22 protein-coding genes and 1 riboswitch are annotated in these 26,111 nt (G+C 62.0%); of the genes, 12 read left to right on the plus strand and 10 right to left on the minus strand.

The window, feature by feature from the left end; translation table 11 throughout:
- Window positions 1-129: 129 nt before the first annotated feature.
- The 3 genes from ACROUL_RS08385 to iolD are packed head-to-tail and all read right to left on the minus strand — an operon-like array spanning window position 130 to window position 3,710.
- Complete coding sequence (locus ACROUL_RS08385; RefSeq protein ID WP_431299049.1) at window positions 130-945, minus strand: SDR family oxidoreductase; 816 nt, start codon at window positions 943-945, stop codon at window positions 130-132.
- The gene (gene iolE / locus ACROUL_RS08390) at window positions 942-1,835 is read right to left on the minus strand and encodes a myo-inosose-2 dehydratase (protein WP_431299050.1); all 894 of its coding nucleotides are present in this window, start codon (window positions 1,833-1,835) and stop codon (window positions 942-944) included. The genes ACROUL_RS08385 and iolE overlap by 4 nt, the downstream gene beginning before the upstream one ends.
- Window positions 1,836-1,838: 3 nt before the next feature.
- Entirely contained in the window at window positions 1,839-3,710 is a 1,872-nt protein-coding gene (iolD, locus tag ACROUL_RS08395) for a 3D-(3,5/4)-trihydroxycyclohexane-1,2-dione acylhydrolase (decyclizing) (RefSeq protein WP_431299051.1), read from the minus strand.
- Window positions 3,711-3,846: 136 nt separating this feature from the next.
- Here iolD and ACROUL_RS08400 point away from each other — a divergent pair, with 136 nt between their 5' ends.
- The 12 genes from ACROUL_RS08400 (at window position 3,847) to ACROUL_RS08455 (ending at window position 18,308) form a co-directional block, all read left to right on the plus strand.
- Window positions 3,847-5,283, plus strand: a complete 1,437-nt coding sequence (locus ACROUL_RS08400; protein ID WP_431299052.1) for an NAD-dependent succinate-semialdehyde dehydrogenase — start codon at window positions 3,847-3,849, stop codon at window positions 5,281-5,283.
- A 9-nt stretch (window positions 5,284-5,292) separates the two neighbouring features.
- Complete coding sequence (locus tag ACROUL_RS08405; protein WP_431299053.1) at window positions 5,293-6,099, plus strand: HpcH/HpaI aldolase family protein; 807 nt, start codon at window positions 5,293-5,295, stop codon at window positions 6,097-6,099.
- On the plus strand, window positions 6,099-7,091 hold the full coding sequence (locus ACROUL_RS08410) for a hydroxyacid dehydrogenase (RefSeq protein ID WP_431299054.1): 993 nt from the start codon (window positions 6,099-6,101) through the stop codon (window positions 7,089-7,091). Before ACROUL_RS08405 ends, ACROUL_RS08410 begins: the two co-directional genes overlap by 1 nt.
- Window positions 7,092-7,226: 135 nt before the next feature.
- On the plus strand, window positions 7,227-8,099 hold the full coding sequence (locus ACROUL_RS08415; RefSeq protein ID WP_431299055.1) for a MurR/RpiR family transcriptional regulator: 873 nt from the start codon (window positions 7,227-7,229) through the stop codon (window positions 8,097-8,099).
- 102 nt (window positions 8,100-8,201) lie between these two features.
- Window positions 8,202-9,359 carry a substrate-binding domain-containing protein gene (locus ACROUL_RS08420; RefSeq protein WP_431299056.1) on the plus strand — a complete coding sequence of 386 codons (1,158 nt, stop codon included), beginning with the start codon at window positions 8,202-8,204 and terminating at the stop codon, window positions 9,357-9,359.
- A 228-nt stretch (window positions 9,360-9,587) separates the two neighbouring features.
- A complete protein-coding gene (iolG, locus tag ACROUL_RS08425) occupies window positions 9,588-10,598 on the plus strand; it encodes an inositol 2-dehydrogenase (protein ID WP_431299057.1) in 1,011 nt (336 codons plus the stop codon).
- A gap of 92 nt (window positions 10,599-10,690) precedes the next feature.
- Window positions 10,691-11,722, plus strand: a complete 1,032-nt coding sequence (locus ACROUL_RS08430; protein WP_431299058.1) for a sugar ABC transporter substrate-binding protein — start codon at window positions 10,691-10,693, stop codon at window positions 11,720-11,722.
- 32 nt (window positions 11,723-11,754) lie between these two features.
- The gene (locus tag ACROUL_RS08435) at window positions 11,755-13,239 is read left to right on the plus strand and encodes a sugar ABC transporter ATP-binding protein (protein WP_431299059.1); all 1,485 of its coding nucleotides are present in this window, start codon (window positions 11,755-11,757) and stop codon (window positions 13,237-13,239) included.
- On the plus strand, window positions 13,236-14,282 hold the full coding sequence (locus ACROUL_RS08440) for an ABC transporter permease (RefSeq protein WP_431299060.1): 1,047 nt from the start codon (window positions 13,236-13,238) through the stop codon (window positions 14,280-14,282). The genes ACROUL_RS08435 and ACROUL_RS08440 overlap by 4 nt, the downstream gene beginning before the upstream one ends.
- Window positions 14,283-14,294: 12 nt before the next feature.
- Complete coding sequence (locus ACROUL_RS08445) at window positions 14,295-15,257, plus strand: aldo/keto reductase (RefSeq protein WP_431299061.1); 963 nt, start codon at window positions 14,295-14,297, stop codon at window positions 15,255-15,257.
- 225 nt (window positions 15,258-15,482) lie between these two features.
- Entirely contained in the window at window positions 15,483-16,550 is a 1,068-nt protein-coding gene (locus tag ACROUL_RS08450; protein WP_431299062.1) for an IS110 family transposase, read from the plus strand.
- Between the two features lie 861 nt (window positions 16,551-17,411).
- Window positions 17,412-17,513: riboswitch (SAM-I-IV-variant riboswitch) on the plus strand.
- Between the two features lie 42 nt (window positions 17,514-17,555).
- Entirely contained in the window at window positions 17,556-18,308 is a 753-nt protein-coding gene (locus ACROUL_RS08455; protein ID WP_431299063.1) for a hypothetical protein, read from the plus strand.
- Between the two features lie 291 nt (window positions 18,309-18,599).
- On the opposite strand, the gene ACROUL_RS08460 is transcribed toward ACROUL_RS08455, so the two are convergent.
- The 7 genes from ACROUL_RS08460 to ACROUL_RS08490 form a co-directional block, all read right to left on the minus strand.
- Window positions 18,600-19,319, minus strand: coding sequence for a pyrroline-5-carboxylate reductase dimerization domain-containing protein (locus ACROUL_RS08460; protein ID WP_431299064.1), 720 nt, complete (start codon window positions 19,317-19,319; stop codon window positions 18,600-18,602).
- Entirely contained in the window at window positions 19,316-21,931 is a 2,616-nt protein-coding gene (locus ACROUL_RS08465; RefSeq protein WP_431299065.1) for a DNA primase family protein, read from the minus strand. Before ACROUL_RS08465 ends, ACROUL_RS08460 begins: the two co-directional genes overlap by 4 nt.
- 1 nt (window position 21,932) lies before the next feature.
- Window positions 21,933-22,220 (minus strand): hypothetical protein, encoded by a 288-nt coding sequence (locus ACROUL_RS08470; protein WP_431299066.1) that lies wholly within the window; start codon window positions 22,218-22,220, stop codon window positions 21,933-21,935.
- A 1-nt stretch (window position 22,221) separates the two neighbouring features.
- Complete coding sequence (locus tag ACROUL_RS08475) at window positions 22,222-22,419, minus strand: helix-turn-helix transcriptional regulator (RefSeq protein ID WP_431299067.1); 198 nt, start codon at window positions 22,417-22,419, stop codon at window positions 22,222-22,224.
- Window positions 22,420-22,501: 82 nt separating this feature from the next.
- Window positions 22,502-23,107 (minus strand): hypothetical protein, encoded by a 606-nt coding sequence (locus ACROUL_RS08480; protein ID WP_431299068.1) that lies wholly within the window; start codon window positions 23,105-23,107, stop codon window positions 22,502-22,504.
- Window positions 23,104-24,351, minus strand: coding sequence for a tyrosine-type recombinase/integrase (locus tag ACROUL_RS08485; RefSeq protein WP_431299069.1), 1,248 nt, complete (start codon window positions 24,349-24,351; stop codon window positions 23,104-23,106). Before ACROUL_RS08485 ends, ACROUL_RS08480 begins: the two co-directional genes overlap by 4 nt.
- A 183-nt stretch (window positions 24,352-24,534) precedes the next feature.
- Complete coding sequence (locus ACROUL_RS08490) at window positions 24,535-26,043, minus strand: recombinase family protein (RefSeq protein ID WP_431301265.1); 1,509 nt, start codon at window positions 26,041-26,043, stop codon at window positions 24,535-24,537.
- Window positions 26,044-26,111: the final 68 nt, after the last annotated feature.

Consider the following 26,111-nt stretch of genomic DNA (forward strand, 5'->3'; position numbering starts at 1 on the left):
ATAGCGGACTTGCCAGCCGGCACGCTGTTCATTTGGCCCGCTAGTTCATGAACATCGGGGCCACGGCAGCGGTGGTCCCTTGCAGCTGTTCGGGGGCTACCCGGAGACAGCCAACCGGTCGGTCAATGGCTAGGCCGTGAGCTTTGCCACTGGCGCCGGTGCTTGCCCGTCATAACCGCCCCAGACGGACTGGTCGAAGTGGATGACAGCGCCAGTCAGCATGCCGCTGTCTTCCGATGACATCCATAGGACCGCGCGGGCGACTTCCTTGGGGTCGAGCAACCGACCGAAGGGAAGACCGGCGACAGCTTTCTTCTCCCAGTCGGGGTCGCCGGATTCGGCCAGTTGCAACTCGCGCTCGTGGTCAGAAGCCATCCAGCCGATGTCCAACTGGTTGACGTGAATTCGGTTGCGCATCAGCGCATAGCCAGAGTTGCGGGTCAGTGTGGCAAGTGCCGCCTTGGAGGCGCAATAGGCCGCGATGAACGGCTGGCCAGCGTTCTGCGAGGTGGAGCCGATGTTGACGATCCGCCCCTCGACCCCGACACGTTCCATCACGTTGATTGCGTCCTGCATCAGGAAAAATGGTGCGCGGACGTTGACGGCGAACATGCGGTCGAACAGTTCCGGCGTGGTGTTCAGCAGGTTCCCACGGTCAGTCAGACCTGCCGCGTTGACCAGGATATCAACCCGGCCAAAGCGGGCATCGGCCTCGGGGACGATGCGGCGGACATCGTCGATGTTGCCCAAATCGGCCGCGATGACCTGCACCGGCACCTGGGTTTCGGCCTCGATGGCGGCGGCGACTTTGCGGCCCTTGTCAGCCCCCCGGCCGACGATGGCGATCCCGGCTGCCCCGGCGCGGGCAAAGGTGTGGGCGATGGCCGCGCCCAGACCCTGCGTGCCGCCGGTTACAAGGGCGATCTTTCCGTCGATCCGGTTCATTGCGTCACCTCATATCCGGCCGCGGCCATGACCCGCAGCAATTCCTTGTGCCCTTTCTGCGCCATCGCCAGCGGGGGCGAGACCTTAGGGTCCTGTTCCGCTTCGACCACGAACCAGCCTTCATAGCCCTTGGCGGCCAACGCCTTGACGATCGCCTCAAAATCAAGCGAACCGTCGCCCGGCACCGTGAAGGCCCCCTTTACCACCGCATCCAGAAAGCTTTCGCGGTTGCGGTCCAGACCGTCCACCACAGTGCGGCGAATGTCCTTGGTGTGAACATGGGTGATGCGGGCGTGGTGGTTTTCGATCACGCGCAGGTTGTCGCCTCCGGCAAAGGCCATGTGGCCCGCGTCAAACAGCAAAGGCACGGTCGAGTGCTTCATCAAGAGGTCAAGTTCCGCCTCGGTCTCGATGGCCGCTGCCATGTGGTGATGATAGCTGATCGGCATGCCCTGCGCAGCGCACCAGTCTGCAAAATCGCTGATCTTGCGGCCATAGACGGCTATCTCTGCCTCGGTCAGCTTTGGCTTGGTAGCCAGGGGCGCGGACTTGACGCCCTGCACTGACCGCGCGGTTTCACCGTAAACGATGCAGGGCGCGCCTGCCGCGCAGAAGAAGGCGTGCTGCGCGGCAATGCGCTCCTTCTCCACCTCGATGTCGCCGTCCAGCAGCAGGCCCGAGAACCAGCCACCGCAGACGGAAATGCCGTACTTCGCAAGGATCGGGCCTAGTTCGGCCATGTCCATCGGAAAGCGGCGCCCGGTTTCCATCCCGGTGAACCCTGCGACCGAGGCTTGGCGCAGACATTCCTCCAGGGTTACGTCATCGGACAATTCCGCAAGGTCGTCATTCCACCACGCAATGGGGGCGATGCCGAGTTTGGCTTTCATGGGTCACACTCCTAAGCGTTGTTTGCTACGAATGGCGATCTGGCTGGCACGGGCCTGCCGCACGGATTCGCGGTTCGATACTTCGGGCACTCCCACATCCCAGTCTGCGTCTCCGGGCACCCAGGCATGGGCATCGGTTGCAATCGAAATAACGGTTGTCCGGTCGGTTCCCTTGGCCCACTCCAATGCGGCTTGGAAATCGGCCAGACTGCTGCAGTGGCGGCTTTCGGCACCCATCGCTGCGGCATGGGCGGCAAAATCGACATGCAGCGGATTGGCCTTGTCGGTGATACGGCAGTCTTTCAGCAAGTTGTTGAACCCCGGCACGCCTTTGAACTGCTGCAAACGGCTGATGACGGCATAGCCGCCGTTGTCACAAACGATCACGATCATCTTGTGACCCGAAAGGACAGTAGAATAGATGTCCGAATTCATCATCATATAGGTGCCATCGCCCAGCATGACGATGGGGGTGCCGCCCAGACCGCCCGGACCTTCCTGCGCCATGGCGCAGCCCCAGCCGGCGGCAATTTCATATCCCATGCAGGAAAAGCCGAACTCCAGATCAAAGGTGTTCGGGGCCTTGACCCGCCAACCCTTCATGACCTCGCCCGGAATGCCGCCCGCCGCCGCGATCAGCGTGTCCTTCTCGCCCGCCCATTGGTTCACCATATGCACCACCTGCGCATAAGTGGGCACGGGTGCGTTGGTCGGGGCCTGATGCTGGTCAAGCAGCGCATTCCAGTCGGCAAACAGCGCCTTGGCGTGCGGCAGATGGGTCGCAGGCGCGGTCCAGGTGCCAAGCAGGTCGCCAAGCTCGTCAATCGTTTCCCGCGCGTCGCCGACAACGGCAAGGGAGTGGTGTTTCATGGCGTCGAACCTTGCCGCGTTGATCGAGATGAACTTCGCCGAATGGCTGAAGGCCGTCCATGACCCGGTGGTGAAGTCCATCAGCCGCGTGCCGATGGCAAGGATCACATCGGCCTCGGCCGCAAGCGCGTTGGCAGAGGTGGAGCCGACGATCCCCATCGGCCCGGCATGCACCGGATGGTCATGGGTCAGGGCCCCTTTGCCCGCGATCGTCTCAACAACTGGAATACCGTGGCGCAGGGCAAAATCAGCCAGCGCCTGTTCCGCGCCAGAATAGCGGGTTCCACCGCCCGAAATGATCAGCGGTGTCTTGGCCGTTCGCAGCAGGGCAGCCGCCGTAGCAAGGCTGCGATGGTCAGCGCGCGGGCGGGGGATGGTCCAGAGCCGCAGTGCAAAAAACGCCTCCGGGTAGTCGAAGGCCATTTCCTGCGTGTCCTGGCACAGGGCCAGAAACGCAGGGCCGCAGTCTGCGGGGTCCAGCATGGCCGCCAAAGCCTGCGGCAACGAGGACAGAATTTGCTGCGGCAGCGTTATGCGGTCCCAGTAGCGGCTGACGGCCTTGAAGGCGTCATTGACCGTGATCGTCGGGTTTCCGAAGTGTTCGACCTGCTGCATCACCGGATCGGGAATGCGGTTGGCAAAGCTGTCGCCCGCGATCAACAGGATCGGCAGTCGGTTGGCATGGGCTGTGCCCGCCGCCGTCACCATGTTCAGCGCCCCCGGCCCGATGGACGAGGTGGCAATCATGATCTGCCGCCGCCGTTTGGCCTTGGCAAAGCCCACCGCCGCAAGGGCCATCGACTGTTCGTTCTGGCCCCGCCAGGTTGGCAAGATGTCCTGAACCTGCTCCAGCGCCTCGGACAGGCAGGTCACGTTGCCGTGGCCAAAGATGCCGAAAACGCCGGCAAACAACGGCACGTGTGCCCCGTCAATCTCGGTGAACTGGTTGCAAAGATAGCGGACAACGGCCTGTGCCATTGTCAGGCGAACGGTTGGAACAGTCATCTGGCGTCTCCTCATCCTCGGTTGGCGGCACCTTACGGAATGCATATTGACAGTGCAACAGTTTTGCAATCTGTATTGCTGAATGTCGATTTAGGGGTCTGTGCCCCAGCAGCGCGCCGTGGACGGAGGGACGACAGTGTACGAATCTTATGGGATCTGTGTTGGCGGAAAATGGCGCGCAGCGGAGGGCGGCGCGACCGCTGCGGTGCTGTCACCGGTGACCGGGCGGCCGCTTGGTGCCTGCGCCACCGCCTCGGCTGCGGACACGCGGGACGCCATCAACGCGGCCGAAGCCGGTCTGATGGCGATGCGCGCCTTGTCCGGATTTGCCCGCGCCGATGCGCTGCACCGGATCGCGGACGAGATGGCACGGCGAGCCCTCGAGGCCGCACGGATGAACACCGCCGAAACTGGCAAGCCGATTGCCCAGGCCGAACGCGAATGGGTCTTGTCGGTCGATCAGTTCCGCTGGTACGCCGAAGAGGCCCGCCGCATCTATGGCCGCATCATCGAAAGCCGCGTGCCGCGTGGCCGGTTCGAGGTGACGCGCGAACCCGTGGGCATTGTCGCGGCCTTTACCGCCTGGAACTTCCCCGCCTCTTTGCCCGCGCGCAAGCTGGCCCCGGCGCTGGCGGCGGGGTGCTCGGTCATCCTGCGACCTTCGTCCCAGACACCGGGGGTGGCGATGGTGATGGTCGATTGCATTCGGGCGGGCGGTTTGCCGGACGGGGCGATCAACCTTGTCACCGGGTCCACCGCCGAAACCTATACCCCGATCATGGCCGACCCCCGCGTGCGCAAGGTGTCGCTGACCGGGTCCACCCGCGTTGGCCAGCAAATGCTCCGCGATGCGGCCGCGACGGTGAAGAAGGTGTCGATGGAACTGGGCGGCAACGCGCCGCTGATCATTTATGATGACGCCGATCTGGATCAGGCACTTGATCTGTCCGTGGCGACCAAGTTCGCCAATGCCGGGCAAGTCTGTGTCACGGCGGACCGTTTCTTTGTCCACGAAAGCCTGCATGACCGCTTTGTCGACGGGTTCGTCAAACGGGCGCAGGCCATCCGGCTTGGTGACGGTGCCGATCCTGCGACAGGGATGGGGCCGCTGATCAACAAGGGCCGCCTGGCCGAGGTTGACGCCATTGTGGCCGACGCCGTCGCTGCGGGTGCCAAGATCGAGACGGGCGGAAAGCGGGCGGCCGGGTTCAACGAAGGCAACTTTTACGAACCAACCGTCCTGACCGGCGTGACCGACGACATGCAGGTCTTTGCCGAAGAAAACTTTGGCCCGATCGCCGCAATCACCCGGTTCGCGACCGAAGACGAGGTGCTGGCCCGCGCTAACAAGGGCGAGATGGGGCTGTCCGCCTATGCCTTTACCCGGTCACCAGACCGCGCCCGCCGCACTGTTGCGGGCCTGAAGGCGGGCATGGTCGGCATCAATAGCTTTGCCCTTGCCGCCGCTGAGGCCCCGTTCGGCGGCACCCGCTTTTCCGGCCTTGGCCGCGAAGGCGGCAGCGAGGGGATCGAGGATTACCTCGATACCAAACTTACCCAACTTGTATTCTGAGGTGACGCCATGATCCGCAACAGACTGCGCGACATGTGGAAAGAGGGCCGTCCGGTTCTAAACGGTTGGCTGTCCATCGGCAACGCCTTCACCGCTGAAATCATGGCGGCCCAAGGCTATGACGCGATCACCATCGACATCCAGCATGGCGCGCTGGACTACAGCGCCGCCCTGATGATGCTGCAGGCAATGCGCGGATCGGGCGTGGTGCCAATGGTGCGGGTGCCTTGGCGCGAGCCTGGAATCGTGATGAAGGCGCTGGATGCGGGTGCGATGGGGATCATCTGCCCGATGATCAACACCGCTGCCGAGGCGGCCGAATTCGTCAGCTTCATGCGCTATCCGCCCCTAGGTCAGCGCAGCTTTGGCCCAACGCGGGCGAACATTGCCTATGGTGGTTACGGTGTCGAGTCCAATGCCGAAGTTCTGGCCTTTGCGATGATCGAGACGGCTGCAGGTGTTGAAAACCTTGAGGAAATCGCCGCGACTCCGGGGCTGGACGGCATCTATGTTGGCCCTGCCGATCTGACGCTGGGAACGCAAGCCGGGCGGCTTGCCCCGGCCTTTGACCGCGAAGAACCTGAGATGATCGCCCTGATCCAACGCATTGCTGCGGTGTGCAAGGACAAGGGCATCCATGCAGCATTGCATTGTGGAACGCCTGCCTATGCCGCCCGCGCCCTCGGCTGGGGTTTTGACATGACCACAGTCTCGGGTGACAGCCGCCTGCTTGCCGCCGCTGCGTCAGCCTCCGTCGCCGAGTTTCGCAAGCTGACCGGCCCTGCCGTTGCCGCAAAGAAGGGGGAGGGCTACTGATGCCGCATATTCTGGTGGCCGGTAAACTGCACTCTGCCGGCTTGGCCCTGCTGGCCGAGGCGCAGGCACAAGGTTTTAGCCATGACTACGTCGAGGAAATCTCCGAACCCTCATACGCCGGGCTGATGGCGGGCGCGGACGCGCTGGTGATCCGGACCCAGCCGCTATCGGCGGCCACCATCGCGCGCGGCGAACGATTGCGCGTCGTGTCGCGACATGGCGTGGGCTATGACGCCGTTGATCTGCCCGCCCTGAACGCCCGCCAGATCGCGCTGACGATCATAGGCGACGTCAATTCGGTCTCGGTGGCCGAACATGCGATGATGCTGATGCTGGCGGCGGCCAAGCGGGTCAACCGCGCCAACCGCGCGGTGCGTGACCCCGGCCAATGGGGCTGGCGCAACCTTCTGGAAGCGCGCGAGATCAGCGGCAAACGCCTGCTGATCCTCGGCTATGGGCGCGCCGGGCGAAAGCTGGCCCGCATGGCCGCCGGTTTCGAGATGGAGGTTCGCGCCCACGACCCTTGGGCAGAGCGTACCGGCTGGCCCGCAGGCGATGTGCGCCCGGCGACCGATCTGCTGGCCGCCCTGGCTTGGGCTGATTTCGTGTCCGTCCATGTGCCACGCGGCGACAGACCCGCCCTTGGCCCCGACGAAATCGCCGCGATGAAGCCGGGCGCAGTCTTGGTGAACACTGCGCGGGGCGGTGTCGTGGACGAAGCCGCACTGGCGCTGGCTTTGCGAGAGGGCAGGATCGGCGCAGCCGGTCTGGACGTTTTTGAAGATGAGCCGCCGCAACCGGACGCCCCCCTTCTGGCGCTGGATCAAGTGGTCTTTAGCCCGCATATCGCCGGGCTGACGCTGGACTGCGCCGAGCGGATGGCGGTTTCCTCAGTCCGGAATGTGCTCGACTTCTTTGCCGGAACGATCGACCGGTCGCTGATCGTCAACGCCGACGCGCTGCAGTCGCAGAATGTGTCGGTTCTGCGCTAGGCCTGCGCGCGGGCAACCGGAACGGCCCACTTGCGTCTTTGCTGCGTGCAATGAATATTGCAAGGCATTGCTGGCGGGTCTGGACGCACTTCTACGGCGCGACTTGGCCTTGATTGCAGGTGTAAAGAGAACAAGATGACCGAAATCCAGCCCCCGCAGGACTATGAAGAGCTGATCCGCGTCATCCACGAGCGGCATGACCATATGAGCAAGACCTACAAGGAGATCGCGCTCTACCTGACGCAGAACCCCAACGATGTCGCGGTGCGCTCGGTGCATGGCATCGCCGAAATCTGTGGCATCCATGCCTCAAGCTTTGTCCGCTTTGCCCAGATGCTGGGTTACAGCGGGTTCAAGGAGCTTAAGGCCCTTTTCCAGAAACGGCTGGCCACGGCCGCGCCCGGCTTCGAGGCCTGGGTCCGGGCGCTGGAGTCGGAACTCAAGTCGGCAGCGGACGGCTCGGGCAGCAACTTTCTGCGTGATCTGGCGGCGCGCGACATCGCCTCGTTGCAGGATATGATCGGCTCAGTCCCTGCAGATGACTTGGCCCGCGCGGCCGATCTTCTGGTCGGCGCCGAGGCGGTCTATCTGGTCGGGCAGTTGCGCTCGGCCCCGGTGGTGGTGCTGATGCATTATATCCTGACCATGCTGGGCAAGCGGTGCATCCTTCTGGACAGCAGCGGCGGTCTGGCCACGCATGTCGCGCGTACGATGGGCAAGGACGACGTGTTGTTCGCGGTGTCTTTCCGCTTTTATGCGACCGAAGTGGTCAACATCGTCGAGGAAGCGGCCTTGGAGGGTGTCCCGGTTGTGGCAATTTCGGACAGCACACTCAGCCCGCTGGCGAAGGCCGCTTCGGTCATGTTCGCCGTGCCTGAGCGTGACTACAGTTTTTCGCGGTCACTTGCGGCACCCATGTGCCTGACGCAAGCGCTGGCGCTTGCGGTTGCCGCCCGGGTTCAAAAGGACCCGACCGCGCCCCGGATTCCAACCGTGACCGGTTCCTGACGCGATCTGAGACCGTCTCGCTGCATGGCTTCGTCAAAGGTAATGCAATGATCGTTGCGTGGGCGCAATTTTCGGGTATCGTGCAGGTGAGGAGTGCCGCCCATGAGCCCGATGAAGCCTGACACAAGTGCAAACCTGCTTGCGCGACTTTCAACTGTCCAGGACGATCTGGGCAAGGGCGGCCGCAGGCTCGCCGGTTTCCTGCTTGAAAATCCGCAGGCGGCGGCGATGTTGTCCAGTCCGGAACTTGCCAAACGTTGCGGTATTCACGCATCAAGCGTTGTCCGGCTTGCCCAGAGTCTGGGCTTTTCGGGATACCGCGAGATGCAGGCCGTGCTGCAAGACGGGCTGTCCCGGTGGGGGATGTCCGGACCCGGTCCGGGCTTGCGGATGCCTGAGAGGGAGGAGGCGCGCGGCGGGCTGCGGATCCTTCTTCTGGCCGAATCAGGTAAATCTTTCAATGAGGCAGCCGCAACTGCCGCAGCCGCCTATTGCCAGACTTTCCCAGCGGTTGAGATACGGTCAGAGCATCAGGTATCTCAAGACGTTGACCCGTCAGTCTTTGCAGCCCGCCTGCTTGAGGCATCCGAAGAGGTGGACGGGCTGATGCTTGTGGCCCGCGAACATCCCGCCATCAACGCCGCCGTGCGTGCAGTCGTGGCCAAAGGCGTGCCCGTGGTCTGCCTGACATCTGACCTGCCTTCGTCCGGCCGCACAGCCTATGTCGGGTCAGATCAGTTCGCGTCGGGGTCGACCGCCGGCTGGTTTTGCGGGCGTTTTTTGCCGCGCGAGGTGCCCGGCAAGGTGCTTTTCGTGTGCAGCGTCCCCTTTCGCTGTCAGCTTGATCGCGAACAGGGCTTTCGGCAGGTCCTGCGGTCCGAGTTCGCGGGCTTGATCATCGACGAAAAGGTCAGTTCCGACGAAAGCTCCGACGTCATCTTTGACGCGCTGCGCGCCTATATCGACAAGAATGGACCGCCAGCAGCGATCTACAACGTCTCGGGGGCAAATCTGGGTATCGGACGGGCGCTTGAGGCTGAAGGGCTGGTGGGGAAAACCGTGTTCATCGGGCACGAGCTGAACGCCAACACTCGGAATTTGCTGGAAAAGGGGATCATGGACCTGACGATCGGCCATGACTTTGCGCAAGAGGTTGCGCTGTCGGTTGACTGCATTCGCATGGCCCTGCGGGGGGAAAGACCGGCAAGCCATATCTCGCAAAGCTTGCTGTTCACCCGGTACAACAGCACCCCGCACTAGGCGGCTAGGCGGACGCGCTTCGTGCATGCTCCGGCTGTCTTGCAACTTGGGGCGCGCTGCGCCGTTGCCGCCGAAAGTGGAGCCGCCTGCCCTGGGGTGCCTTCAGATCTGCAATGATTATTGCCGCATAATTGCAACGGGAAAATGCATTGACGCAAGTGCGCTTGCGCAATACAAAGTGCAAATACGGATGTGATTCGTGCATCCATTCCAGGGAGGAAGGTTGAGATGCTTCGGATCGCCGTTTTGGGCTGTGGGCGCATTGGTCAGATGCATGCCGCCAATGTTGCGCGCCATCCGCGCGCGAAGCTTGCGACGGTCTATGATGTGCATGCACCGTCTGCCGAACGCGTGGCCGCAGCGCAGGGCGTAACGGCAGCGGCCAACCCCGAGGCGGTCTTTGCATCGCCCGACGTGGATGCCGTGCTGATCGCGACGGCCACGCCGACCCATGCCGATTACATCGAAATGGCCGTTGCGGCGGGCAAGGCCGTGCTTTGCGAGAAGCCGATTGATCTGAACCTCGCAAGGGTCAACGCCTGCGCGGCGCGGATCGCGGGGACCAGCGTGCCGATCCAGCTGGGTTTCAACCGCCGCTATGACCCCGGCCACAGCGCCGCCCGTGCGGCCCTGCTGGCGGGCGATATCGGTGATCTGCATCAGGTGATCATCACATCGCGTGATCCCGCCTTGCCACCCCGGGCCTATCTGGAAGCAGCGGGTGGTCTTTTTCGCGACATGACCATCCACGACTTCGACCTTGCCCGTTTCATGCTGGGCGAAGAGCCGACCGAAGTCTTTGCGCTAGGTAACGCGCTGATCGACCCGGGCCTTGGGGCGGAGTTGAACGAGGTGGACAGCGCCATGTTCATCCTGCGCACCGCGTCAGGCAAGCAATGCCACATCAACAACTCGCGCACCGCCGTCTATGGCTATGACCAGCGGGTCGAACTGATGGGAACGACCGGCATGGTGATCTCGGACAATCGCAAGCCGAACGAGTTGCGCCGCTACAGCGCCATGCAGACCGAGGCCGCAGCCCCCTATCAGTTCTTCTTCCTTGAACGCTATCACGAGGCCTTCATGGCTGAGATCGACGGCTTCGTTGATTGCGTCGAAAAGGGCGCCACCCCGCTTGCCAGTTTCGAGGACGGCCGCCGGGCGCTGATCCTGGCCGAGGCTGCGTATCTGTCTATGCGCGAGGGTCGGATGGTGAAGGTTTCAGAGGTAACCGCCTAGAACGCTGGCGGGGCAGAGGAACGGAAAGACCAGGGCCGCGTCTGCGGCGAATGGCAACGGAACGTAAATTGCAACACGGAGGAGGACCAGAAATGAAACACAATACGAAGATCTTCGCACTCAGCGCGGCGCTGCTGACGGCGACAACCGCCATCGGCTGGGCTGACAACGCCGACGTCAAGATCGGCATGACACCAAAGTTCCTGAAGGACGACTTTCAGGCGTTGATGCTGAACCTGTCGATTGCCGCCTTCGAGGCCAAAGGCTTTACCATGGTTGGTGCGCCCGACCCGAACGGTGACATCGCCGCACAAGTTGATGCGCTGCAGAATCTGATCGCTGGCGGTGCCAACGTCATCGTCTTTGCGCCGATCGATGCGGCAGGGATCGTCCCGGCGGTCGAGCGTGCCAATGAAGCAGGCGCGCTGGTGTTCTCGATCGACGACAGCCCGGCGGGTGGCAAGGTAACGGCAACCGTGCGCGCCGACAACTACAACGCCGGTGTGCAGGGTGCCGAAGAAATGGCCCGCCGCCTGCAGGAAAAGGCATGCTGGGCCGGAAACACCTGCATCGTGCTGGAACTGCAGGGCGGTCTGGCTACGCCGAACGGGCTTGACCGGTCGAACGGCTTTGCCGAAACTCTGAAGCAACTGGCACCGAACGTCACGCTGATCCAGCGTCCGACCGAATGGACCGCAGACATGGCCGCAGATGCCGCGCAGAACGTTCTGACCCAGAACCCCGACCTGACCGGCATCTTCATGGCGTCGGAACTGATGGCGACGGCGGTGAACGCGCAGCTGACCGCTGCCGGACACGGCGCCGCTGCGGGTGAAGCGGACTCGGTCATCCGGGTCGCCATCGACGGCACGCCGCAAGGTTTGCAACTGATCCGCGAAGGCGCGCTGGACGCAACCGTGTCACAGCCGCTCAGCGCCTATGCGACCAAGACTGCCGAACTGATCGAGCTGGTCAAGGGCGGCGGCACCATCGAGATCGGGCCGCGTGACGATGGCCGGGTGATCGAGACCCCGGTTGGTCCGCAATACCAGCTGAACGCAACCTTGGTGACCAGTGCCAACGTCGATGCTGCCGACCTCTGGGGCAACCAGATCGGCAAGTAACACGACACCAAGGCAGGGGAGGGCCGAAGGTCATGGGGAACACCCAAACTATCGTCGAGATGCGCGGTGTTACCAAGACCTTCGGGTCCACCCGGGCCCTTCGTGGAGTGGACTTTACGGTCGAGCGGGGCGAAGTACACGCCCTGCTCGGCCGAAACGGCGCGGGCAAAAGCACGCTGGTTTCTGCCCTCAGCGGCTTTACCCCGGCGGATGCAGGCGACATCCGGATCGGCCAGACGGCGTTTTCCGCGGATGGCCAAGGCTATGCGGCCCGGATCCGCAACGACATCGCCCATGTCCAGCAAACGCCCCGGTTGTTCAACCTTTTGACCGTGGCCGAGAATTTGTTCATCGAAAGCCCCGATGTGCGCAACCGGTTCGGAATGGTCAGCCACCGACGGATGCAGGCGCGGGCGGCCGGTCTTTTGTCGGACTGGAACGTCGATATCGCGCCGGGGTCGCTGGCGGGCCAGTTGGATGCTGGAACTCGGCAGCTTCTGGAAATCATCAAGGCGCTCAGCCGGGGAGTGCCGGTGATGATCCTGGATGAACCCACGGCGGCGCTAAGCAATGCCGAAAAGCGCATCCTCTTCGAACATGTGAAGCGGCTGAAATCATCCGGCGTTTCCTTTGTCTACATCTCGCATCATCTGGATGAGGTGTTCGAGGTTGCTGATACCGTGACGATCCTGCGCGATGGTCAGGTCGTGACGGCGCGCGAGCCGGTGGCCAACCTTGATCCCCGCAAGATCGCGAACCTGATGATGGGTGAGGAAACCGGCCGCAGCTTGCGCGAAGATTACACGCAAGCCGCAGGGCCTGCGCTGCTTGCGGCGCGCAACGTCCGCCTTTCGGCCCGGTCTGAAGATACGGTTGATTTCGAAGTGCGCCCCGGCGAGATCGTGGCGCTGGCCGGACCGGTCGGCAGTGGCAAGGAAGACCTCGCGATGATGCTGGCCGGGCAAATGGCACCACTTTCCGGGGAAATTCACAGCCCGCGCGGCAAGCTGCCGACCATTGGCCTTGTGCCGACGGACCGGCACGCCAGCGGCTATGTCGGTATTCTGGGCGTGCGAGAAAACATCGCGGCAGGCGGTCTGGATGTGCTGTCGGGGCCTTTCGGATTTATCAACAGCGGCAAGGAAGCCGACCATGTGGGCCGCCTTGCCCGGCAAACGCGGGTGATTTCATCCTCGCTGGAACAGGCCGTCAGCCAGTTAAGCGGCGGCAACCAGCAAAAGGTCGTCTTTGCCCGCGCGCTCTGCCGCAGCCCCGAGGTTGTCGTGGCGATGAGCCCGACGCGCGGTGTCGACGTGGGGGCGAAAGAACAGCTTTACGCCCTGCTGCGCGAACTTGCGCGCAAGGGCATGGGCATCATCGTGGTGTCCGACGAAGAGGACGAAATCGAACAACTGGCCAACCGTGTTGTCATCGTCTTCGAAGAGAAAATCGTGGGCGAACTTGTGGGCGACTACGACATGAAGGATCTGATCTTGCATATGGAGGGTGTGGCATGACCGCAAATACTGACCGTCTGTCCGGCCCTGCCGCGCCTATTGCGGGGCGGTCCCGTCTTGCAGCGTTTGGCAGCGCCTTTGTTGCCAACGGCTTTACCATGTATCCCGTGCTGGCGGTCATGGTGGTGATCGGCGCCTTCGTCGCGCCCAGCTTTCTGACGGTGATCAACCTAATCAACATCCTGGAACAGGTCAGCGTGCTGGGCCTGACCACCATCGGACTGACCTTTGTGGTGCTGATCGGCCGGCTTGACCTGTCGCTGGAGGGGATCGTCGGCTTTGCGCCGATGCTGGCCGCCGTGATGCTGGCCCCCGCTGCGGCAGGTGGGTTCGGGCTGGAACTGCCGGGCTGGACAGGATTGCTGATCGCCTTTGGCGCGGCGGGGCTGATCGGCGTTTTCAACGGCTTCATGGTGGTGAAGGTGGGGTTGAACCCCTTTATCTCGACCCTTGGCCTGCTGGTTCTTTTGCGCGGTGGGGTTCTGATCGTATCGAATGGTCGCTCGATCTACTCGCCCGGCGATGCGCTGACCTTTCTGGGCTCTGCCCGGGTGTTCGGGATTCCGATGTCGGTGATCGTCTTTGTCGTTGTCGCCACGGTTGTCGGACTGGTGTTCCAATACCATCGCTATGGCCGCGCGCTCTATGCAGTCGGCGGCAATGAAGAGGCGGCACGCGCCGCCGGGATCAACGTGGATCGGGTGATCTGGTCGGCCTTCATCTTTGCAGCTCTTCTTTCTGGGCTGGCGGGCGTGCTGATGACTGGCAGGCTTGACTCGGCGGTGACAACGCAGGGCCAGGGGATCATCTTTTCGGCCTTCGCGGCGGCGGTCATCGGCGGCGTCAGCCTGGGCGGCGGGCGTGGCACGATCATCGGTGTGGTCAGCGGCGTTCTGCTGATCGGCGTGATCAACAACCTGCTGACGCTGGCACAGGTGCCGTCGTTTTATGTCCAGGCCTCGACCGGTGCCGTCATCATCGTGGCCGCCGTCCTGACCAGTCTTGCCAGCAGCCGCACCAGCGGTGTGAAAACGCGGACCTGAAGGGGAAACCACATGGAACGGCGCGCGATCGGACAAACTGGCCTGAGCGTCACCCCCATCGGGTTTGGCACGGCGGCGCTGGGCGGTATGCCCGACACCTACGGCCATGACGTTGATGAAGAAACGGCGCGCGCCACCGTGCGCGCCATCTTCGACAGCCCGGTCAACCTGCTCGACACCTCGCGCAACTATGGTCTGGGCCGGGCCGAGGCACGGGTCGGTGCGGTAATCCGCGAGCGCGGCGGCCTGCCCGACGGCTTTGTGCTGTCCACCAAGCTGGACCGCGACATGGACAACGGCCGGTTCGACGGCGATCAGGCGCGGCGGTCGGCCGAAGAAAGCCTGAAGGCACTTGGGGTAGACCGGTTCCAGATCCTGCATCTGCACGACCCCGAACATGCCCGCGATCTGACCGAGATCACCCGCAAGGGTGGTGCGCTCGACACGCTGTTTCGGATGAAGGAGGAAGGGCTTGTTCAGGCCGCCGGCATTGCGATGGGGCGGATCGACGTTCTGTTGCCGATCCTGCGGGACTGGCCGTTCGACGTGGTTCTCAGCCACAATCGGTTCACCCTTGTGAACCGCTCTGCGGCCCCGGTCATGGACCTAGCCGCTGCGCGCAGAATTGCATTCTTCAACGCCGCTCCGTTTGCGGGGGGCGTACTGGCCAAGGGCAGCGCCACCGTGCGCCGCATCACCTATCAGGACGCCGACGACGCAGCGCTCGCGCCAATCCGTTCCATCGAGGCGATTTGTCAGCGCGACGGCGTATCGCCCGGTGCGCTGGCCCTGCAGTTTTCCATGCAGGAATCTGGCATCACCTCAACGGTTGTCGGGGTGTCCCGACCGGACCGCGTTGCCCAGACCGTGGACTGGACAAGGCAGGACATCGCCCTGCGGACCTTCGAAGAGGGAATTTCGGCTGGCTATTCAAGCGAAGATCCCGAAGTTGGGCGCGTCTATGTTCCGGGATAGCGTGATCCGACCCCTTTCAGTAGCATTAAGGTTGAAGCAATTGCCTCGGTGCTTTCAGGCACCAGAGAAGGTCTGAACCCAGTTCCTTTCCCTCCGACCGATGACCGCTTTTGTTGCTTGAGAAAGAAAACTCACATTGCGCTGAACGTCCGCTAATGGAATGTGCCGACTGCTTCACCGGCGGTGCTAGCCTTCTAGGCTGCACTGCCCAGAAGGAGAAGCACCATGACGTCCAAGATCAGAGAGGATTCTGTTGCTGCCAGCGTTATCGGGATCGACATCGGCAAGGAGGTTTTCCACCTCGTCGGTTTCAGCGCCGATGGCCGACTGGTTCTGCGACAGAAGATCAAGCGCCTTGCCCTTGAGGCGACGTTCAAGAAGCTCCCACCCTGCATCATCGGGATGGAAGCTTGTCTCAGCGCGCATTTTGTCAGCCGAACCCTGCGGGGCATGGGCTTCGAGCCGCGGATCATTCCGGCTATCTACGTGAAGCCTTTCAACAAGGGCCAGAAGAACGATTACAACGACGCCGAGGCGATCGCAGAAGCAGCGTTGCGTCCGAACCTGCACACCGTCTCGGAGAAGAGCCAAGACCAGCTGGACCTGCAGGCGTTGCACCGCGTCCGGTCGCGGCTGGTGTCTCGCCGCACGGCAACCATCAATCAGATCCGAGCCTTTCTGATCGAACAAGGCATCACGATCCGGAAGGGTCTGCGCGCCGTTCAGAACTCGCTTCTGGCTCTTCTAGACGAACGCCGGGACGAGATCTCACCGAGGATGAGAGACATCATCCTTGATCTGCATGACGACTGGATGCGCCTCGATACCCGGATCGAAGCGATCTCCCAGGAAATAGCAGAGATCGGGCAAGGCGAGGCCCACTGCCGGGCGTTGAGGACCATTCCCGGCGTGGGTCCGGTGATCTCCACAGCCCTTGTCGCCGCGGTCGGACAGGGAGAGGCCTTTGATCACGGTCGGGATATGGCGGCCTGGGTCGGGTTGGTGCCCCGACAATACAGCACAGGAGGGCGCACGACGCTTGGCCGGATCTCGAAACGGGGAAGCCGATATCTGCGAACACTCCTCATCCAGGCTGCCAAGATCATCCTGATGCGTCCGAAGAAATGGCCAGAATTGAGCTTTGGGGCGTGGCTGGCCGAAGCCGACCAGCGCATGCATAGGAACAAGTTGGCTGTGGCTCTGGCCAACAAACTGGTCCGCATCGCCTGGGCGGTCCTACGCTATGGACGGGGCTTCGATGCCCCAAGAGATACGGTTGCCGAAGCGATCTGACGCCAGGCAATCGCACAGAGGTTCGCGAGGGAGCAAAGCATGGGACGGATGAATTACGCACCGGGAATCTGAGGGCGGAAATGGCTCATCGTCAGCCTGTCCGCTAATGAGATCAATGTGCGTGCGTATATCCAACAAGGTCACGGCCCGCGCGCCGAAACACAGACCGGATACATATCAGCGATATCTGCAACCACGCCAAAAGCTCTTGCGAACAGCAGTCGGCACATACATTCCGCCCCTCGTGTCGGTCAAGCTGAGCCTGCGAGTGGTGATCCGGCAACCACAGTCAACGGCAAGAAGTCCGCAAAGCAGACATTGGCATTTTCGTATTTGGGACCAAGCACGTTGACGCCTACTCGCTGGGCGTTGCGTTTCGTCAGAATGCGATCGTGTGGGCTGGCGCTGACGCAATCTCCCGGCTCGTGTTGCTGAGATGACAGTGCATCGCTGGGGGGAGGTAAAGCCGACTTCGCCGCATGGACGCGTGAACCCGAAAAAGTTCAATCAAACTTTCGCCTTCACGTGTAGGGAACTGCATCTATGGCAGTATCGACGCGGAGGATCATCGACCCACGGAAAAGCACCTATCTATACCCCGTGAGCAATGCCCGTTTACAGGCCGATCCGCCGTCCAGAACTGGCCTCTTAGGGTGTCCCGGCTGTTAGGTGCGGCCAGTCTGAAATCTCGCCGTGCCGGCTGTGTTTTTCGCAATCCCGTGTGCTCCAAGGCTCGGGTTGAGGTCGCCCCCACGCGGGGATGACCCGAGTGCCACAAGGATGCCCACGACCCGCTGAACACCAGAACAGGTGATCCTGCGAGCAGACCTCGACAAAGGCCGGGCATGCGCCTATGTCAATGAAACGCATCAAGAGAGGACGCTGTCCTCACCAACCTGCCAAACCCGGCAAGGTGGTCGCCCGCAAGGGGATGTGGCCGCACCGGCAACAAAGGGGTTGGCTTCATCTTTCGGCGATCATCTTGCCCTCCACGGAGAGTGAGAGATGTTGAACAGACGTAACTTCCTTGCCGCTTCGGTGATGGCTTCCGTGGCAGCGACCCTGCCCGCGCAAGCCTTTGCCCCCGCCCCGCTTCGCGCCCAGCCGAAGCATCGCCGCATCTTCCCTAAGCGGGAAGAAAGTGGATCATGGCTGCTTCACAGCGATGGGCCGTACGAGCCGCGCAAGGTCATTCGTGGCGAGGTCATCGAAGAGGTCTTCGGCGCAGGCACCTACAACCAGCTGTCACAGCGTGACCATTGGGAGATGATCGAGGCGGGCTGGTTTTCTGGGCCGGACCTGCACCTGCCTGTCCCGTTGGGAGACCCGACCTATGACGTCTGGAAAGGCTACTACCACCCCGTGACGGAAGCGCATGACCTGATCAGAAATCTGTTTGCGGCGAAGTATCCCGGCGGTCTGTCGTGGGTGCAGACCTTGCCGAATGGCGTCACACTCGGTGAACATCCCAGCACACCGCGCTATGCAACAGCCCGCATTCGCAGCGACATCGGCCTTCTGCGTTGCGTTCTCGACGTCGCCTCTATGGGTACGATGGTCGAGTTGATTCTGCCTGATGACCTCAAGCCTTTGCTGGCCGAGTATTCCGACCCCATCCTGATGGAGGAGTTGATGTGGCAGATCCACAACCGAAACACCCCCAGAGAGCTTCCTTGGTACGAGAAGGCGAGACGCGCACATGAGGCGCGTCAACGCGCAGAGCGCGCCGCGCTTCCGCCGCACATACTTAAGGCCTGATCCAGACGCCGCCTTCGGCCGCGCCGCTTTCCCATACTCCGGACTTTCCAGGAGACCACCGTGCGCAGACGCAGGTTCCTGTTTTGCGATCGGTGCCTTGCTGACCGCCCCCTGCGTCGTCGCGGTCCAGACCGCCCTGGGCCAGAACGTGGTTCCTGTCCCGCTCACCACCGAAGCTGAGGCAGATTGCACCTTTGATCGCGGCATTCACCGTGGCTTCGCTGTACTTGGCACGACCCACGATTCCGACGCGTGAGGCCCCAAGGTCATCGATCACCTTGCGCTGCGCTTCTACGCCTGACCTATGCCCTCCAGGCGCTGGGCCACTGCATCTAGCCCACGCTCCCACGCTTCCAATCCCCCCGTTTCGGTGAGCTTGGCCACCAACAGTTCGGTAATCCCTCCGGGCGTCGCGACGTTTCGCAGGATATCTTCCATCGCGAGATCCTCCTGCAGCAGCACTTCGGCATTGCCGCGCAGGGTTGCAGCGACGAGTTTGCGGGTTTGGTCGGGCGGCAGGCCTTGTGCGGTAAACCAGTCGATAACCTGCGCCATCCACGCAAAGGATGCGCCCGACAGTGCGCCAAACGCCGCCGCCGCAACGAACTGGTCCTCGGTTTGGAGGACAAGCACCGGTCCGACATGACCTAGAAAGGTTCGCCAGAACGACGCGCCGGGGAAAAGGATCGAAGGTCCGATCCGGAGCGCATTGGCATAGCCTGGCATCATCGCCATGTCGCCGCAGGCTGGGCCGATGGCCGTGGATAGAGCGTGGGCACGAGTTCCAGCCATGGCAGAGAGCACTGGCTGTTCGGGGCGGAAGCGGAGGCGCGACAACTCCTCCATCCCCCGCGCTGAGGGAAGTGCGACGAATACTCCCTCGCTACGGTCGACAACCTCCTGATTGCTGGCAGCAACCTCGCAGCCGTAGGTCACCGCCAGCCGCGCTGCCGTCAGGCGGATCACCGCCCGCAGCGTTCTTAATGCCTGCGGGATCTGCCAAGCGATCATGAGTTGAGGACGCCCGCCTTTAGCCACAGGCCCTTCACGATAACGCCATCCCGCTTCTTTTCGGTCATCAAGCCCATCCGGCTCAGGCGGTCGCTGAACGCCTTCTTCGATACGGGCTTACCGGTGGAGTTTTCCGCGACCCAAGGAACGTATCGCCCATAGACATCCGAGAAGCGTTCTTCGCCGCCGAAGTCCCGGCTGCACTCCTCCTCCACGAAGTGCGCGACTTGGTCGGTGTCCAGTCTCCAAGCCTTCAGTGCTTCATGCGAGCTAGTCGGCTCTGTGAAGCCCTTGGCGACCGCCTTCGCGTAGGCCATCAGGCAAAGGTTCAATATGCCCGGCAGCTCGGTCATCAGTTTCGACTTTAGGCCAGGGTCCTGTTCGCTCGGGTTGAAGACCCGGTTGAACTGGAGGATCAGTGCCCTTCGAAACAGCGCGCCAGAATGATCCTTAGACTGGGGCATGTGGTTTGTCCCGAACCAGCAGGTTGCGAACGGCCGCATCACGAACGGGGGCTTGAACTTGTGTTCTACGGTCGACGGCTCGCCAGACACGATGCCCTTGAGTTCGGCATCGGCAATGGTTTGGCCCTCGCCAAGTTCGGTGACGATGTTTACCAGCTTCCCCTGCAGGTGCGCACGCTGGAACGTATTTGAGAAGTTCGACGGTTGCACACCGGCCGTGTTTTCGCTTCCGCAAAGCGCTTCTAGCACGCCTAAGAGCACGGACTTCCCGTTCGCGCCCGACCCGATCAGGATCGCAAACTTTTCGCGCATGGCATGGGCGACCAGGCTGTATCCCATCATCTCGAGGACCGCGGCGGTCTTGTCGCCCTGATCAACGTCGCCTTGGAAGACCTCCTGAAGGAAAGCTTCGAACTTGGGCGCTACTGCGCTGGGGTCGTAGCTGACAGGTATCTGCGTCGTCCTGTACAGCTCTCGGCGATGTGGCTGCAGGGTCCATACCCCATCCACCAGCTCCAATTCGCCGTTTTGGCAGTTCACAGTCTCCGGCGCGCCGCGGTTGAACCGGTGATCGGGCGCGAAGACATGCGTTCCCAAGACCGCTGCTACCCCATCCACAAGGGCCGATGACACGTCACGGCCTGAGGCAGCGATAGTCGTCTGAACCTCCTGCTTGACCTCGAGGTCGTCGCACGGTGACCAAACACCTTCGGTCCGCCAGCGCCAGAAGCCGTCCGCGGCGCGAAGTAGGTTTCGGCCGCCAATTCTGTCCAAGACATCCATCGCGACGCTGAGCTGGTCTGGCTCCTTTCCTTTCATCTGGGCGCGAAGGGCAGCCACAGACAATCGGGTTGACGCTTTCAGCTGCTGCAGCACCCGGTCTTGTTCGACGGGCTGAAGGCGACCTGCTGCGACCGCGATGGCACCGATCTTGTCCGTGTCGCCCGCATCCACTGCTTTCGCGTCGACCAGCAACTCAGCCACCGTCGCTACGCGGGTTTCTTCGCGCAGGCAGTACTTCGTGTCGGTGCCCACGTCATACAGAAACGGAGCGCCGTCCTTGTGCCGTGCGATGAACGCCGCTTCGGAGTTGCTGGCCCTGAACGGCGTCTCACAACGTAGCTTTCCGTCATCGGGGACTTGTGCCAGCCATTCCGAAAGCGGCTTCGTTTTACCTCGAACCTCCACCTCCGTGTCGAGGGTCAACTGGCTGTAATCCGTGCACATGAGGGACCCGCCGCGACTTTCGAAATGGACACGGTGCCCGGTCTTCCGTTCGTATTCGTCGAGTTGAGGTTTCTGCACGACTACCAGCCAACCGAGGTCGAGCGTCCCACCGCCTTCGTTGACGATGCGGATGTCTGCGTCAGCCACAGCATACCCCGGAGCGCGGCTCACATCGGGCTTGGCACAGAAGATGAGCCGGCCAGGCACCCAGACCGCGGTATCGAAAAGGGTGCGCTTCGCATGCCCGATGACACGTCCGGGATCGAGACGGCTAAGTCGAGGTGAGTCGAATGCCAGCCCCTTCAGTACCGCTTCGATCTGCACGTGTGACCGCAGATTTTCAAGCTTGGTGGGGTCAGACAGCCGGATGTAAGCATGGCTCGCAGGGCCAAAGACACCGGTTTTGCTGACGCGCGCGGACGAGGATCGAAGTTCGATGCGCTCGCATGTGCTGATCCCGGGAAGGATCTTTTCGAACAGGACAAGCCGATCGCCGATGGACAGACTGCACCAGTCCGACGGCATGCCCTCTGGGTTGTCAGCGTCGAAGAGAACCCAGCCAGATGGCTCGAAGCCGCGCTTGAGACGGGCCGCGATCCTGCGACCGCTAACGACATGTACCCCGCCTGCCACCTGCCCTGGGGTACTGGAAAGCATTTCAGCCAGTTGCGCTTCGGGGACGACGGCGAACGGCGTGTCTCCGTTGATCCATTTGCCGGTCGCCAATGCGACGTTCGTTGTTTCACTCGCGTCTTGCAGCAGACGCCGCATGTTTTCTGCGGTCGAGGCGTCCCGAGGCTCGGCGTTTGCGAACGTGATTTGTGCAACGGCGACCTTCTGCAGGCCGCCGTTCACCAAGTTATAAGTCTTACAGACGCGTTCGGGTTGAACCGCCCTCAAGACTGTCACGATATCAGTCACGCTACCGATCCTTGAGGAGCATAAGCGCAATGAAGAGTGCGCGGGCTTGCTGATCGGTGATGTCGACGTCCGTCCCTGTTTCAGCCTTGAAGTAGAGGCGCTGCTCTGCAGGCCCTTCCTCAGAAAGCTGGACTGCAACGAACAAGTCGTCGCCGCCCAAATCCACCAGAGAGGAGGGATGGATTTCGTCATCGGGGTACACAGGTCGTACCCAGAAGCACCGATCAGGGTTCAGTTTCCTGAAGTGGTACTCGACGTATTCGATCCATTTGGGGTCCGAAGCCAGCATTTCAGCGGTCCCCCATCCGGTCTTTCAGCCATTGTTCGATCTCGGCCCGGACCCAGCCAACGCGATTTGCTCCCACCCTTACACGACGGGGGAACTTACCCTGCCGCTCCATGCGGCGCAGATGCACTTGGCTGTATGGGATGCGTTTGGTGACTTCGCCTGCGAGCATCAGCTCCGGCACGGTGTCGGTCGCGGTCATCGTGGTTCTCCATGCTTGTTGAACGTTCACCAAGCATGCCGAAGAACCACTCCTACACGGGATAGGGGGCGTGTAGGAAAAATCAGACGAAGTCTGAGAGACAGGTGTACCCGTGGTTTGTTACAAGATCAGTAACCAACGGAATATGGATGCTTATCGGGGTTCGGGATGCCGCGATGTCGACGTCGTGGCGCTGATTGAAGTTGTCGACCATTTTAGCGACCTGCTTTTGGTTCAAGATCCCGAGATGCTTACGCGCCTCCTTAACCAGTTCTGGTCGCCGTTCGGGAAATTTTTCCCAAAGTACGACCAGGGCAGCCTTTAGGAAGGCTTCCTCTGCCGTCGGTTTTCTGGCGATCTTGATGCCACCGAACGAAACTTCTCGCGGTCCTCCAAGGACACCTTCAGCAAAGCCGCGGAAAGGCCCCATGCCGCCCAGCATGGCCTCCCCGCGCTCAATTGCTTCCAGGCTTTCGAGGGCCGTCTTGGCGGCCATAAACTTGTGGGGGTCCTGCGCCGGCGACACGTCCGCCAGGAGACGCCGAACCTGCGCCAGTGCAGCCTGGTACTCCGCCTGGCTCACTCTATTTTCTTGAGGATTTTGAACCGCGAGCCTCGCCTGGGACACCGCCAGAAACAGCAATAACTTCCCCGCTTCGTCTAATGGATCCAGGTCTGCTCCGCTCATAGCTTTCGTCCTTTTAAAAGCCGCCGCAGGGAGCGCGTCCACACCAACATCGCCGCCCGTTTCTCCGTCAGATAGTCGTACCGGTCGTAATGGACCGACCCGACGTCCGAGAGTCCGTGCCCCTGCAGTCGGTTGCGGATCTCAAGTGACAGGCCGAAGGATCCTGCCACTGTCTTGAATGTGCGCCGCAGATCGCGGGGCGAGAAGGACGCCAGACCGCTGGCGCCGATGTACCGCCGGACCGAGTGGTTCAGGCTGTCGTAGCGACGCGGCCCCTCGCCAGTGCGGGACGGAAACAGAAAGGCGCTATGCCCCGTCTCCGCCTTGATGGCCTGCAGCAGGGCGATGTGCAGGTAGGTCAGGGGGACGAGATGTGGTTCTGCCGTCTTGTTCCGGTTCTTGCGCCGCTCGCCCGGAATCCTCCAGATCTTCTGGTCGAGATCAAACTCCGACCAAGTGGCCTCTAGCACTTCCTCCACCCTCTGACCCGTCGCCAGGATCAAGAGTAGGGCGAGATGCATCGGTCGCGTCAGTAGTGTCGTCTGCCATAATGTACGGATTTCGTCGGGGGACAGGTTGCGCTGCCCCCGCGGCTTCCGGCTGACAGACTTCCGCACCGTGGCGACCGGATTGAAGGTAATCTGGAAATCCTTCGTGCGGCCCCGCCAGCGCGTCATGGAAGGCGCGTGCAAGCCCAACTCAAACGCCGCGCGCAAGTAGGCACGGACATTGTCCGAATGGATCAGCTTCCCACGCTGGGCTATGGGCGTCAGGACGTCGAGGATATCGTCGCGGGTTACTAGATGCGCTGGGCGCGCCAGCAGGGCAGGGGGGATGTCCTTGGTCGTGATGCGCCGCACTTCCTTCGCAGTGCGCTTGCCATCCATCTCCAGATCGGAGGCATAAAGATCAAGCAGGTCGCCCAAGGTGCCCAATTCGCGCTGGGCCATGCGGCGGGCGATACCGTCCCGTTTGGCAGCCACCGGGTCGATGCCCGTGTCTACGGACTTGCGGGTTTCTGCAGCTTTCAGGCGCGCATCGCGCAACGATACGGCCGGGAATGCCCCAAGCGACACTTGCTTGCGTTTGCCGTCCTCTGGCGATGTGTAGGACAGGAAGAAGGTCTTGGTCCCCGACGGTGCGACAGTCACGCCGAAGCCTCTGCAGACAACGTTGCCGTCACGCAGGCGGTACACACTCTCCTTGGGCTTGGCGTCCCGGATGGCTTTGTCGGTGAGGCTCATGGCATTGCCGCGATATTGCTGCTTTCGCAATGTTGTGTCATGTTCCCTCGTGGTGTGACAAGAGGAAACATGACATCGGAACTGGTCACGTAAGCGCCGGAAAAGGCGTCTCTCTACGGCGACGCCAGCAAACATGGGGCAACATGTCCTCCTCACTCATAACCTGAAGGTCGCAGGTCCGTCTCAGACCAAACAGAACGGATTATGCAAACAACGGCGGTTGCGCGTCCCCGCAACCACTGTTAATCCAAAGCCCGTGGCATTGCTGCGGGCTTTCTGGTTCTTGCCGTCGCCGAGCGCCATGAGGGCCGCCAACTCCCCGACAAGCTCGATGGCATGACCATCGCCCTCTGGGATAAGGCGAACTTCCTGTAGGAGGCCACGGAGCAGTTCCGTGGCTTCGCTACGGGTAGCGTCTTCGTTGAGGGCAGCTGTCAGGTTCGCCACCTTCCGCCGATAGACCTCGCTGAGGCCAGGGTGCAGGCGAATGGGTTCCTCTTCCCCCAGTCCGGAAATCTCCGCTTCCAGTTCGGCCTTGCGCGATTCAAGGGCGTCGAGCTTCGCCTTGATGGTGTCGTTGCGGTAGCCCGAGACGATAGCGTCGACGACGCGATCCAAGTCGCGAGCGACCTGTGCCAGTTCCCGCTCGAGACGGGTCCTTTGCGCACGATCTGACTGCATCAACCGTGCATACTCTCGTTGATACTCGGCAACGAACTCGGCGATGAGGTCAGGATCAAGCAGGTGGTCCTTCAACCCGTCCAGAATGCGGGCCTCAATTTCCTCGCGGGCAATGGTACGGCGATTGTCGCAGGTGCCCTTGTTGCGCCGACCGGCGCAGCCGTAACGCGTGGCATCCACCAACGTGTAGCCGGCACCACAGCAGCCGCAAGTAAGAAGGCCGGAGAACAGGTAGCGGGGGCGCCGTGCGCGCTCGGGACGGGTTGAGCCATCCTCAGCCCGCATGTCATGCCTGTGCACTCCCTGACGGGCCTTGACCTCCTGCCACAGCTCATCCTCGACAATCCTGAGAGCCGGCACGTCGGTGACCACAAGTTCGTCGTCCGAATTGAGTCGCGCCTGGCGTTTGCCGGTGTCGGGGTCCTTGACGAAGTGCTGTCGGTTCCAGACGAGGCGGCCAAGGTACAGTTCGTTGTTCAGGATGCCGGTGCCGCGCTTCGGGTTGCCGTGGATCGTGGACATGCCCCACGCTTTGCCGCGAGGGCCTGGAATGACCTCCCAGTTTAGCTGCGCCGCGATCTGGCGGGAACTCTGACCTGCCACATAGTCCCTGAAAATGCGCCGTACGATCTCCGCCTCGGCGGGCACGATCTCGCGTTCTCCGGTGATGTACTCGCCCCGCTCGTCGATCTGACGGACCACGCGGTATCCGTAGCAATTGCCACCGCCAGACTTGCCTGCCCTGACCCGCCCCTCGAGGCCGCGCCGCGTCTTCTGCGCAAGGTCCTTGATATAGAGCGCCCCCATCGTTCCCTTCAGGCCGATGTGCATCTCGCTGATCTCGCCCTCGGCGACGGTGATGATCGGGATGCCCCAGTAGTTCATGCGCTTGTAGAGCGACGCGACATGCTCCTGATCACGGCTGAGGCGGTCGAGGCTCTCGGCCACCAAGACCTGGAACTTTCCGTTCTCGGCATCCTGCAGCATCTGCTGATATCCTGGGAAGCGCATCGTCTGCTGGACGGGGGGGCCGCCGGCGGCAAGATCGTCGTGACCAGATAGGCCCACGCCGAAGCGTC

Source organism: Tabrizicola sp. BL-A-41-H6, assembly GCF_050632395.1.
Taxonomy (GTDB): Bacteria; Pseudomonadota; Alphaproteobacteria; order Rhodobacterales; family Rhodobacteraceae; genus JAUYQR01.